Here is a 13771-nt window from a genome sequence, read left to right on the forward strand (position 1 = left end):
TACATAACTAAAGACGTAAGGAATTTACTGGTATGAGCTATCAAACTTCATATAATTAGGCTTTTCTTCGATAGTGAAAATCAACCGTTATTAGCTACCTGCATAAGTCTAATCATTTGTCAATCTCATCAATTCTGTATGAATATTTATTCAACAAATAAGTTTCTTTGCGTAAGTCATGTTATCGTGTCCTTCATAATGCAATTTTCATTTCCGTAGACCACCGGTGAATGGCCATTTGCTAACGTAGAAGCTCTCCGCTTTACATGTCGCGGAGCGTTAACGGAGTTATGCGACAGCAAAACTACCCCTACAGGGTTTTGGTTATGACGATGTGGTTCATCAATCTGAAAAGTGCTGTAAGTCCTAATATTTTTTAAATAATTGCAGATGCAGACAAAACAAACTACAGATTCTATCAAGCTAGATTTTGTTTTAGAGGTGATCAACCGTAAGCTACTAGAAACCAACAATCATCCTTTAAGTACCACAGAAATTATTATTCTCCAAGGTATTTGGGATCATAAGACCTATAATATAGTTGCTGAAGAGGCAAGTTACAGCTTAAGTTATCTAAGTAATGTCGTTGCTCCTGAGTTATTTAGACGAATTTCTGATATTATTGGTCAAAGGGTGACAAAGAAAAACTGTCGGATGCAACTTCAAACATATCTCATCCCACAAGCTACCTCAAAAAAAACTTTCCGACCTCAAGATTCCGGAAAATTTTCTCCTAGTGTAACACAACTTATGTCACCAAGATTTCCGAGTGGATCTATTTCTCTAGATTCACCATTTTACATAGAACAAGCCGATATTGAGAAGCAAGTTTATGCAGAAATTGAGAAACCAGGAGCATTGGTGAGAATCAAAGCTCCGCAAGAGATGGGCAAAACTTCCCTTCTTTTGAGGGTTATCAACTATGCAAAAAGTTTGGACTATCGCACCGTGAACTTAGACTTACAACAGGTAGGTCAAGACATTTTGAGCGGTGGCATCAACAAATTTTTACGTTGGTTTTGTGCTAATATTGCTTATCAACTAAACCAAGAGCCAAACTTAGATGGCTATTGGGATGAAGATATTGGAAGCAAAATTAGTTCTAGTCTATACTTCCGCAACTATTTATTAAAGTCAAGTAATTCTCCTGTACTTCTAGCTTTAGATGAAGTCAACCAGATTTTTGAGTACCCAGAAATAGCAAAAGACTTTTTTCCTCTATTGCGCTCGTGGTTTGAGGAAGCAAAAAGACTCCCAGTCTGGCAAAACTTACGTTTAGTGGTAGTTCACTCCACTGAAATTTACGTACCTTTGCAACTGAAACAGTCACCTTTTAATGTGGGGTTACCAATTCTGTTAGGTAGTTTTAGCTTAGAAGCAGTTTTAGAATTAGCCCAATCTTACGGACTCGACTGGAGTGATGGGGAAGAAGCAAATCTTCTGATGGCTCTCATTGGGGGACATCCAGCACTGGTGCATCTGGCTATTTATCATCTGAGTCAAGAAGATGTGACAATGAAGCAATTATTAGAAACTGCAGCCACATCTACCGGAATTTATGGCAGTCATTTGCGACGTCATCAAGTGAAGTTGGAAGAAGACCCAGAATTAGCGATCGCTCTACAAAATCTTGTCAAGACTAATGAACCCATATTATTAGAGCATATTATTGCTTATAAGTTAAGTAGTATGGGATTAATTAAGTTCGATGGAAATAAGGCTACATTAACTTGTGATTTGTATCGGCAGTATTTTAGAAGTCAATAACAACCTCATGGGGTTGGTAAGAGTTGAGTTTTAAATTTTGGCTCGAAAGCGGTTTTTTGACGCCCTAAACCCGTCAAAGGCAGAATTTTAAGCAATTCAAAATACGAACCCTGTTGAACTGCTTGCGCAGAATTAGATATAGTTGTGGGTATTCACGAGGCAACTCACGGCCACTTACCCACTACGGGAGCAGATAGATTTAATAGTCGTTGTCCTCCATGCTTGTTATCAAAATAATTGGGTCTAAAACCCCGCCAAGATCGGCGAAATATTTTTGGAGCGTTGCTCTAATCCCCTACTTCCCCTCCTGGGAGGGGTTAGAGGTGGGTTAACTTCTGTACGGGCGAATGGCCAGCAAGCCCCTACTTCTGACTTCTGACTTCGTTAACACCCCATGGAACAGATGATGGCTATGTTTGGCTTCATTGAGGGAGGAGTATTGGAGGATCATCCCCAACTGCGGGTAGGATTTTTGGAATCTGGTTGTGCTTGGCTTTCCTATTGGTTATGGCGGTTGGATGAAGAATACAAAAATTTACATTGGGAAGTCGAAAGATATGGTAATATGTTATCCCATCAGAGTATTTTCGCCGTCAATGTTATATTGCGGTTAGCCAATCTGAACCTTATCTGACTCAGATAATTGATTTTATCGGTTCTGACAATTTAATTTTTTGCTCAGATTATCCACACATGGATCGTCTAGATAGATGTAGTGAAAAATGTTGTAGAACTTGATAGAAACTTATCTCAAGAGATAGTCAAAAAAATCGTTTGGGATAACCCTAGAGGTTTTTATAACTTATAACTTACTTTGGTTTTCCTACACGGTAAACCAAAGTAAGGGCGAATGGCCAGCAAGCCCTAAGTAGATAGGCGTTAAAATTTGTCGCCATGAATCAAGTGCATATTTACACTACATCGACTGTATGGAAGAGCTGGGATTTGGTTTACAAAACTTAATATAACTCAGCTTTTTTGTGCGTACCTGTGATTTTAAGTTGAAGTTGTTTACCCACTAATAGGAGGAAATTATTAAATGTCTAATGAGACAAAGACGAGCCAGTCTGATAATTATGATAATCATGTATTTCAAATACTCACAGTTAATGAGAAGCTTATAGAAAAAAATAAAGATGAAGGGATAGATATAGTGATAGGAAAATTGGAAGATTTTAGAGAACACTATAAAGACTATAAAATAGTCGATCCAGATACAAATAAATCTGTTTTATTGAATACAAATTTTGATTTTTTTAACAATTATTTACCTTCACCTGGAGTAGAGGTTAATGAAAGGTTTATACAATACGCCAGCGAAGACAAGAACGATTTGAAATATGCAGAATTTTCCACTGTGCGCTTTTTGTTACAATGTCGCAGGTTATCTCAGATGATGACGAAGACATGGTTGTATCATGTTGAAGATGATGACATTAAGGATAAGCCCATGATAAAATATATGAAAAGAATATTTGATTTATTTAATTATCAGCCGGAAAATTATTATGTTTTATCAAGAAACGAGAAGACAGGTTTGGTTAAGAAGAAACAGACATCTCAGCTTGATAACCTTAGTTCCCTTCTGTTAAATGATCCTGAAAATGGTACAAATGTAGAATGTACACCTGAAGCATCTGAACCTTCAAAAGATGATGATAATTTAGACTACAGCTACTTTATTCGGAATCAAAATGCGTTAATTTTAGCACTTTTTTTCAGTGGGCAAGCAATCATTGAAGATGAAAAAGAAAAAACCTTGCAAAGGCTTCATGAGCCTGTCTTAAGTACCTATGAACTAATTTGGGAGTATGAGCTGGACTTAAATTGGGATTCATATTATGCTACAAGGCGAGATATTGCTCGTCCAGGATATCGAAAGATTAAACATCGACCAATTGCTCAATTAACCCTAGGTCTTCCAGCGAGACCAGACAGAAATTTACTAAAAGATGAGCAAATAAAAAAATGGGTTTATGCAAAAGAACAATCAGAAAATCCTGATGATTTACCATTTTACCCCAAAGAACAAACGGCCGCGTGGAGGAATAAAGAAGTAATGAATGTATTTCCTCCTGATCCTTATATTATTCTTAGCACTACTTAATTATTTAAACTTGAATTAACTTGAATTAATGGAACTTAGATATTGGGGCAATTTACAATTTATACTGTTTTGAATTACAAGCCTTTCTAGTCTATATTTGAGCTTTTTTCATGCCTCTATTTTGTTTAAGTCTAATTATATAAATTGATATATTCTCCCACTAAACATTCGGACTTAGGAAGGGGAGAATTATCAATTAAACTGATTAAGATAGATTACTTTTATAAGTGAAGTTTTAAGTTTATAAAAGCGCTCAATCTCTTTCAGAATAATGCAAATTAACCATGAAATATATCAATAATGATAAAGATTACCAGATTATCGAAAAAATCTATGAAAGTTTTAATTCTTTAGTTTATCGAGGTATTATCAAGCTAAATAATGAATCTATTATTCTAAAAATTCTCAAAGAAAATTATCCTACATCTTCAGAATTAACCCGTTATAAACAGGAATATGAAATTACTCATTCCTTGAATGTAGATAGTATTATTAAAGCTTACGACTTACAAAGATATGATAATAGTTTAGTAATGCTTTTAGAAGACTTTGGTGGTCAATCTCTAAAACTATTACTATCCCAAAGGCAATTAAGCTTAAAAAACTTTCTGAATATTGCGATTAAAATAACAGAAAGTTTAAGTGCAATTCATCAAGCTAATATTATCCACAAAGATATTAATCCTAGCAATGTTGTCTATAATTCTCAAACAGAAGAATTAAAAATCATCGACTTTGGCATTTCTACCCGCTTATCCCAAGAATTTCTGACAGTTCTTCCCCCTCGTCAACTAGAAGGAACTTTAGCTTATATTGCCCCGGAACAAACAGGGAGAATGAACCGAGGAATAGATTATCGGAGCGATTTTTATTCCCTTGGTGTGACTTTTTATGAACTTTTAACCAATAAACTTCCTTTTGAAACAACCGATCCTATGGAGTTAGTTCATTGTCATATCGCACAACAACCATTACCAGTACATGAACTAATTCTCGATATTCCTTTAGCTGTGTCTAATATAGTCAGTAAATTATTAGCTAAAACTCCAGAGGAAAGATATCAAAGTGCTTGGGGAATTAAAGCTGATCTAGAAACCTGTCAACATCAATTAAAAACTTTCGGAGAAATTTATGAGTTTTCTTTAATAAGTCGGGATATTTCTGAGAAGTTTCAAATTCCCCAAAAACTCTATGGTAGAGAACAAGAAGTCGAGGAACTTTTAACAGCATTCGAGGAAGTTAGTCAAGGAAAAACTGGGATGATTCTGATTTCTGGTTATTCAGGAATTGGCAAATCAGCTTTAGTTAATGAAATACACAAACCTATTACAAAAAAAAGAGGAAGATTTGTTAGTGGCAAATTTGACCAATTGAATAGAGATATTCCTTATTCAGCTATTTCTCAAGCTTTTCAAGAGTTAATCCATAAATTGTTAAGCGAACCGGAAATAACCCTACAAACGTGGAAAAATAAAATTTTAGAAGCACTTGGAAATAATGGTCAAATTATTATTGATGTGATTCCCGAATTGGAAAAAATTATCGGGCAACAACCTCCAGTCGAAGAATTAGGAGCGACTGAAAGCCAGAACCGCTTTAATTTATTTTTTCAAAGGTTTTTAAATGTTTTTTGTCAAAAAGAACATCCTTTAGTAATTTTTATTGATGATTTACAGTGGGTAGATTTACCATCTTTGAACTTACTAGAGCAACTAATATTAGATTCTGACAACAAGTATTTTCTCACAATCGGAGCATATAGAGACAATGAAGTTAGTCCTACTCATCCTCTCATGGGCACTTTAGAAAAAATCAAGCAAGCACAAGTAACAGTTAATGAAATTACTCTTTCTCCCTTACAATTTAATCATGTTAATCAATTAATTGCTGATACCTTAAATTGTTCAACAGAAGTTTCACAACCTTTAGCTGAATTAGTTGCCCAAAAAACAGAAGGCAATCCATTTTTCCTAACTCAACTTCTCTATTCTTTACATCAAGAAAATTTAATAGTATTTAATCCAGAAAAATCTCCTACTTATTGGCAATGGAATATAGAGGAAATTGAAAGAGTTTCCATAACCGATAATGTAGTCAATTTGATGGTGAGGAAAATTGAAAAGTTAGATGAGAAAACTCAACAAGTTCTGAAATTAGCTGCTTGTATTGGCAACAAATTTAATTTAGAAATTTTGAGCATCATTAATAATAAATCTCAAATAGTTACGGCTCAAGAAATACAGTCTGCTCTAGATGAAGGTTTAGTTATTCCTCTAGATAATAATTATAAAATTCCTCTGCTTTGGAATTCAGAAGAATTATTAAAAAATAGCTCTGGTATTTCGCCTCAGTATTCTACATATATTCCCTACAAATTTTTACATGATCGAGTACAACAAGCTGCTTATTCTTTAATCCCAGAAACAGAAAAAAAGCAAGTTCATTTACAAGTAGGTCGTTTGCTACTGAAAAATATTAAAGATACTCAGGAGTCAGAGGATAAACTACAGAATAATATTTTTGATATTGTTGAACACTTCAACAAATGTTTGGACTTAATTTATGAGCAATTAGAAAAAGATGAGTTAGCTAAATTAAATCTTCAAGCAGGAAAAAAAGCTAAAGCATCAACAGCTTATCAAACAGCATTAAAGTATTTAGAAACTGGGATAAAATTTTTAGATTTTAACCAATGGAATTACCAGGGTTCATTAATATTTGAAATTCATCTAGAATTCTTAGAAGCTCTTTATTTAACGGCTAATTATCTAAGGGTTCAAGATTACTCTGAGGTTTTGCTAAGTAAAAATTACGATATTCTTGAGAAAGTAAATATATATAGAATCAAAAGCTTATCTTATTTTGCTGAACTAAAGCAACAAAAAGCAATAGAAAATTTTTGTCAAGCTTTGGCTTTACCCAAAATAGAGATAGATGTCCCTCAAGATGAAGATGAAATCAAAAAAAGAACCAATCAAGAATATAAGCGTTTAGAATTGCTTTTAAAAGATAAAGAGATTCAGGATTTAGTCGATCTTCCACGACTAAGCGATCCTTATAAAATTTCAGCTATTCTAATCTTAGAACAGATGTTTATTTCTCTTAATGCTATCAATTCGCCTTTACGAGATTGGTGTGTATTTAAGCAAGTTAATCTCTGCATTGAGTATGGTAATCCACCCAGAGCAGTTGCTAGCTATAGTTTTTGTATTCAAACTACTGATATTAACTTGTCATATCAGTTTGGACAACTATCTCTGAAGTTGCTAGAGAAATATTATATCCCCTCACTAGATGCTCTAGTCATCCATCAGTATTATGATTTTGCATGGCATTGGAAACAATATTTAAGAAACATAGAGGTACAAGAACAACATATTAATAGCTTTCATAAAGGCAAAAATGTCGGGGATTACCAATTTGCTTCTTACTGTTTTATGAGTTATTATTTACTCAATTTATTTGGAGGATATAGTTTAGAAAATGTCAGGCCAAAAGGTGAAGAATATTTGTCGTTGATTGCTAAATTTCAAATAGAATACTGTACTAATTACCAATATGTATGCAACCAAATAGTAAACAATTTAATTGACGAGCAAAAGGATTTTATTCTCATTGGTGATTCCTTATCAGCTGAAGCATTTTATTTAGATTATTGGAGTGAAAATAATATTGAGTGGTTGTTGTTTCTCACTTATTTTGCTAAAGTATTTCTACTTTACTTTTTCAAGCAATACGATCAGGCTATTGATTATTCAATTAAAGGTCAAAAAAATATTAATACTTGTGCTAAATTTTTGTCTGCACCTCAACATAATTTTTATTCATCTCTGACTTTCCTAGCTAATTATCATAATTCAGACCAAACTAAACAGAAAAAATTACTAGAACAAGTAGAAAAAAATCAAGAGGATATGAAAATATGGGCTGGACATTGCCGAGAAAATTTCCAGCACAAATACGATTTAGTAGAAGCAGAAAAAGCAAGAGTTTTAGGACAAAATTGGCAAGCACAAGAACTATACGATCGCGCCATTGAAGGAGCAGAAAAATATGAATTTATCCATGAAGAAGCTTTAGCTTACGAACGAGCAGCAGAGTTTTATCTTGCCCTTGGCAGACAGAAAATTGGTCAATTTTACTTAAAAAATGCCCATCATTGTTACATCCGTTGGGGTGCTAAAGCTAAAGTTAAACAGTTAGAAGAGGAATATCCCAATTATTTATTAGGAGTAGCAAATCAAAATAAATCAAAAGGTATTAGTACAATCATTTCTACTTCTGGTTCTGATGGAGAAATTCTCGATTTAGCAACAGTTATTAAAGCATCTCAAGCAATTTCTGGTGAAATTAATCTGGAAAAACTTCTACACAATTTAATGAAAATTGCCATCGAAAATGCCGGGGCGCAAACAGGCTTTTTAATTCTCGATCGCGAAGATAATTGGGTTATTGAAGCTCAAGGAAAAATAGATAGCGATGAAGTGATAATTTTACAATCAATTCCTATAGAATTTGTAGACCCAGAAACATCAATTCCGATTTTACCAACCACAATTATCAATTTTGTAGCCCGCAGTCAAGAAAATATCGTTCTCAAAGATGCAGCCAACGAAGGACTATTTATTAATGACCCTTATATTATTGCCACAAAAACTAAATCTATTCTCTGTATTCCATTAATTAATCAAAATCAATTAAGAGGAATTGTTTATTTAGAAAATAATTTAACTACAGATACATTCACCGCAAAAAGAGTCGAACTCTTAAAAATATTATCCGCTCAAGCAGCAATTTCCATCGACAATTCCAGACTGTATCAAACCCTAGAACAAAGAGTCGAAGAACGTACAAAAGAACTGTCTCAAACCTTAGAAATTCTCAAAGAAACTCAAGCAGAACTTATCTTTGAAAATGACTTACTAAAAACTGCCGAACCTAGCTCTAGTTTTGATTATCAAGTAGGAGGAAGTTTGCCCATGGATGCTCCTACTTATGTAGTCCGACAAGCAGACCGCACTCTCTATCAAGCCTTAAAAAAAGGTGAGTTTTGTTATATTTTGAATTCCCGACAAATGGGTAAATCTAGTCTCATGGTGAAGATGATGCACCATTTTAACCATGAAGGATATCATTGTGCTGCTATAGATTTAACCCGCATTGCTGATGAAAATGTGACGATAGAACAATGGTATAAAGGATTAGCCGTCGATCTATTGTACAGTTTTGATTTACTAACCACAGTTAATTTAAAAGCTTGGTGGAATGACCGATTAGATATTTCTCCGTTACAAAGATTCGATAGATTTCTGCAAGATATTTTATTAGTTGAACTGAATAATAATGAAAGTCAAACTCCCAAAAAAGTCTTCATTTTTATTGATGAAATTGATAGTATTTTAGGCTTAAAAATTCCGGTGGATAGCTTTTTTGCCCTGATTCGGTCTTGCTACAATCAACGAATGATCGATCCAAAATCTAGATATCAGCATCTCACCTTTGCCTTGTTTGGAGTAGCAACTCCTTCTGAATTAATGACTGATATTAGGAGAACTCCTTTTAATATCGGTCAAGCAGTTGAATTAGAAAGCTTTAAACGACATGAAGCACAACCTTTATTACTTGGAATAACTGAAAAAGTTAGTAATCCTCAAACTATGCTGCAAGAAATATTAAACTGGACCGGAGGACAACCTTTTTTAACTCAAAAACTATGTCGGTTGATTCGTGATTCAAAAATACCCATTCCTGTTAATGGTGAAACAGAATGGATAGAGAACCTAGTACAAGAAAAAATTCTGACAAATTGGGAAACTCAAGATGAACCAGAACATTTAAGAACTATACGCGATCGCATTCTTTACAGTCCAAACAAAACCCAACTTCTCAAAATTTATCAACAATTATGGGAGGAAAAAGAGATAGCAAGCGTAGATATTCCAGAAGAAAAAGAATTATGTTTGTCAGGACTAGCAATAAAGCAAAATGGGTTGCTAAAAATTCATAACCGCATTTATGAATTAATTTTTAATCGGGGTTGGATCGAGTGCAACCTGGAGTAACAGAGTGTGGGAAGGGTGGGGAGACAGAGAAAGACTGTTATGAAAATTTTTGAAATCACAAAAAGTTTTCCCAAAAACAACTAATATAATTTAATTATCAATTGATCAAATGAACACGGAAAGCGCTGTAAGTTCCAATAACCAGCAGAAAAAACAGGAGCAAATATACTCCTGTCAAAAGCATAAATCAATTTTCTCAATTCAGATAGTGCGATCATACACCATCAAACATCACATAGAAATAATCAATCCTTTCCCCCCTACTCCCTCTTTTCTATTTACCATTCACAGTTTTCAGTTTTAAATTCTCAACCTTTATCATCAAATTTAGTCGAGACTTGTAGTTATTTCTTGAGAAAAAAGCTGTTTGACTAAAATATTCATCTTATTAGTGTCACGTTTAAATGATCGCACATCTGCACTAAAACTATTGCTACTTTTTTCTGTACTAACCTTGTTTGCAACATACTGATCGAAATTTGCTCTAGTTTTCAGTCTAGAACGCTTGGGGTATCTCCTTTCCAAAAAAGAAAATGAATTATTTTCTTCAACTTCTATTTTTTGATCAATTAAACCTTTGAGCTTTCTAATTGACCTTTTTCTCACAGATTCTTTAATTGTCTCAATTTTTTCTGCTTCTACTATTGGTTCCCCATTTATCACTCCTATCTCACGGAGTGTAGGTTGATAGAATTTTTGATTATATTCTGTTGTTTTAGCCATATAATCATTTACTGCTGTTTCTATCACCTCTTTTTTGATATTCAAAACACGTATATGTGATACACATTCATTAATTATCTTATCTTCATCATAATTAGAACCATGCAGTATGTCAGACAACGCAGCAGTTTTATCTGACATGGAATCTTTCCAACTCTTTCCCCCTTGAGCAGGAAATAATTTTGTCATCAAGTCGATTGTATTTGCTATATTATCTCGTGACTTTTGTATTTTGCTTAAATGATTATCTAATCTTTGATTTAGACCTTCTATTTTTTTGATATTTTCTTCTAAATTCTTTCTTTGCTCAACATTTATGATAGCTTTTAGTATCATCGACACAGGGATAATTGCAACACTTAGCACTGCAGTAACCACAGCTAATTTACTTAAAACATTACCAATAAGTAACACCTTAGAAGCTATAGAAAAAGATCGCAAAGATGTAACCACACCATAAGTTAATCGTCCAACTACGACAGAACCATCCAAAATATCAACTGCCATCTGAGATTTGTCTAGCCCTTCAATCAACCTATTCACTTCTGAATTATCTTTTATATCTAAGTTTTTGCCCAACAAAGACTGCAGTTGATCTTTTAATTCTTTGCGTTGTTTCGGAGTCAAATTTAAACCTAGACCTTCTGTAACTTGTTTGATTTCATTTGAAGGAACAGAAGATTTGACTTCCTTCCAAGTCACGACATAAGTATGAAAATAAGTTTGGTATGAATCCAAATTTACCTCCAGAATATACCTGACTAAGGTAGAATCCGGTATAAAATACCGCCAACATAAAAATAACTGTATTTCCTACTTTTGTCTACCGTAGTTATACTTAAATCATTATGAAAATTAATCAGCTATTAGCTACAGCATATTTCGGGCAAATGATGTACAAGGTCAAGAGTTAAAATCCTGTAGTGCGGGCATCTTGCCCGCTTCGGGCTGTACTTCATAGAGTCGCAAAGTGGTGTATTTTCACAAGTCAAATCATTTGTCAGCCTCATAAAATATTTCTATATTTTATACCTACACAAATCGAATAATTATCAACCAAAAATCTAAAAATGATAGGTAAATAGTTCCAAACTATATATTAAATCCGGAAGTGCTATTCTCTTTGTTGAGAGTGAGAATAACTTAATCTTGACGAGGAGTGAAAATTATGGTAGCAACACCATCATCATGAAGTCAGAAGTTAGAAGTCAGAAGTTAGAAGTTAGATGAACCTGAGACAAAGAAAAGCTTTTGCCACTGTTCCCTGTTCCCTGTTCTCTTTTCCCTAATATAGATAAATAATTCAAAATTATGTATTAAATCCGGAAGTGCTATTCTCTTTGTTGAGAGTGAGAATAACTTAATCTTGACGAGGAGTGAAAATTATGGTAGCAACACCATCATTCAGACCAACTTACGAACAAAAAACCTTTAACTTATCATCCACAGCAGCTAAAACTACATTGGCTTGGAATAGTAACTCATTACCCACAACACCCCTATTCGGTACAGATGGCATCCGGGGCAAAGCAGGAGAACTACTCACCGCCCCCCTGGCCCTACAAATAGGCTTTTGGGCCGGACAGGTATTGCGCCAATATTCTCAAAATCCTGGCCCTGTAATCATGGGTCAAGATACCAGAAACTCCGGCAATATGTTAGCTATGGCATTGTCCGCAGGTTTAACAGCAGCAGGCTTAGAAGTTTGGAATTTAGGTTTATGCCCCACTCCTTGTGTTGCCTATCTCACAAGTGTTTCAGAAGCGATAGGCGGAATAATGATTTCTGCTAGTCATAACCCACCCGAAGATAATGGAATAAAATTCTTTGGCTCCGATGGTACAAAGCTCTCTTCAGAATTACAGAAACAGATAGAATCTGGAATTAGAGGAATGGCAGATTTTCCCGCCATCCATAGTAACTGGGGACAACATTACCATAGACCAGAATTAGTCAAGGAGTACCAAGCATCTCTACATTCTCCTCTAATACCAGGACATTTCCAGGGAATGAAAATAGTTCTAGACTTGGCCTGGGGAGCAGCAGTTCATACCGCCCCAGAAGTTTTTCAGGCAATGGGGGCCGAAGTCATTTGTTTACATGACCAACCAAACGGCGATCGCATCAATGTTAACTGTGGGTCTACTCATCTCCATTCCCTGCAACAAGCAGTAGTAGAAAATAATGCCGATATAGGATTTGCCTTTGATGGAGATGCCGACCGAGTATTAGCAGTAGATTCTCAAGGTCGTTCCATTGATGGAGATTATATACTCTACTTCTGGGGTCAAAGCTTAAGTCAAGCAGGGTTACTACCAAACAATTTGATAGTAACTACAGTCATGGCCAATTTAGGATTTGAACGTGCTTGGCACAAACAGGGTGGACAAATATTGAGGACAAAAGTAGGAGACCAATATGTTCATGCAGAAATGCAGCGGACAGGGTCAATGTTAGGTGGTGAGCAATCAGGACATATTCTCTGTCCTCACTATGGAATTTCAGGAGATGGCCTAATGACGGCCTTGCATTTGGCAACCCTAGTCAAAAATTCTGGAGTATCCCTAGCAGAATTAGTAGACCAAAGCTTCCATACATATCCCCAATTGCTCCGAAATGTCCGAGTTGAAGACCGCGATCGCCGAGGCAACTGGCAAAAGTGCGAACCATTAGTCAGAGCTATAGACGAAGCAGAAACAGCTTTAGCAGATGTAGGGCGGGTTTTAGTGCGAGCCTCTGGCACAGAGCCACTAATTAGAGTTATGGTAGAAGCAATTAATGCTGAACTCGCAAGTTACTGGACAGAGAACTTAGTTTTAGCAGTCCAGCAACATCTGGTGTGACTTACCCAACATTTAGAATTTAGAATGCAGAATGCAGAATCCAGAATTATTAAATTAAGAAATTAACAAGTTATACCAAATTGAAATGAAGCTGCATAGAGTAATATTTCAAGCATAATTGACCGTAGATAGGAGTAGATAGAGATAGATCGATTTAATGAATTTCATAATTCTATGCAACTTCATATAAAACTTGTATTAACCATTTTTTAATTCTAAATTCTAAATTCATATAGACCATTTTTTAATTCTAAACTCTAAATTCTAAA

General features: G+C 34.8%; 6 protein-coding genes. 5 read left to right on the plus strand and 1 reads right to left on the minus strand.

Going from position 1 to position 13771, the window contains the following annotated elements; genetic code table 11:
• Positions 1 to 390: 390 nt before the first annotated feature.
• The 4 genes from F6K23_RS03005 (at position 391) to F6K23_RS03020 (ending at position 9936) form a co-directional block, all read left to right on the plus strand.
• Entirely contained in the window at positions 391 to 1767 is a 1377-nt protein-coding gene (locus tag F6K23_RS03005; RefSeq protein WP_293150379.1) for an AAA-like domain-containing protein, read from the plus strand.
• Between the two features lie 412 nt (positions 1768 to 2179).
• Positions 2180 to 2401, plus strand: a complete 222-nt coding sequence (locus F6K23_RS03010) for a hypothetical protein (RefSeq protein WP_293150381.1) — start codon at positions 2180 to 2182, stop codon at positions 2399 to 2401.
• A gap of 405 nt (positions 2402 to 2806) precedes the next feature.
• Complete coding sequence (locus F6K23_RS03015) at positions 2807 to 3874, plus strand: hypothetical protein (RefSeq protein ID WP_293150383.1); 1068 nt, start codon at positions 2807 to 2809, stop codon at positions 3872 to 3874.
• Between the two features lie 284 nt (positions 3875 to 4158).
• The gene (locus tag F6K23_RS03020; protein ID WP_293150385.1) at positions 4159 to 9936 is read left to right on the plus strand and encodes an AAA family ATPase; all 5778 of its coding nucleotides are present in this window, start codon (positions 4159 to 4161) and stop codon (positions 9934 to 9936) included.
• 327 nt (positions 9937 to 10263) lie between these two features.
• Here F6K23_RS03020 and F6K23_RS03025 read toward each other — a convergent pair whose 3' ends face one another.
• Positions 10264 to 11397 (minus strand): hypothetical protein, encoded by a 1134-nt coding sequence (locus F6K23_RS03025; RefSeq protein ID WP_293150387.1) that lies wholly within the window; start codon positions 11395 to 11397, stop codon positions 10264 to 10266.
• Between the two features lie 647 nt (positions 11398 to 12044).
• Between F6K23_RS03025 and glmM the strand changes: the two genes are divergently transcribed.
• A complete protein-coding gene (glmM, locus tag F6K23_RS03030) occupies positions 12045 to 13502 on the plus strand; it encodes a phosphoglucosamine mutase (RefSeq protein ID WP_293150389.1) in 1458 nt (485 codons plus the stop codon).
• Positions 13503 to 13771 lie beyond the last annotated feature (269 nt).

This window comes from Okeania sp. SIO2C9, from assembly GCF_010672455.1.
In the GTDB taxonomy this organism is placed as follows: Bacteria; Cyanobacteriota; Cyanobacteriia; order Cyanobacteriales; family Microcoleaceae; genus Okeania.

Excerpts from the sequence above, each read along its gene's own strand:
- F6K23_RS03020 (WP_293150385.1), top strand. The coding sequence starts at position 4,159 with ATGAAATATATCAATAATGATAAAGATTACCAGATTATCGAAAAAATC.
- glmM (WP_293150389.1), top strand. The coding sequence starts at position 12,045 with ATGGTAGCAACACCATCATTCAGACCAACTTACGAACAAAAAACCTTT.
- F6K23_RS03005 (WP_293150379.1), top strand. The coding sequence starts at position 391 with ATGCAGACAAAACAAACTACAGATTCTATCAAGCTAGATTTTGTTTTA.
- F6K23_RS03010 (WP_293150381.1), top strand. The coding sequence starts at position 2,180 with ATGTTTGGCTTCATTGAGGGAGGAGTATTGGAGGATCATCCCCAACTG.
- F6K23_RS03015 (WP_293150383.1), top strand. The coding sequence starts at position 2,807 with ATGTCTAATGAGACAAAGACGAGCCAGTCTGATAATTATGATAATCAT.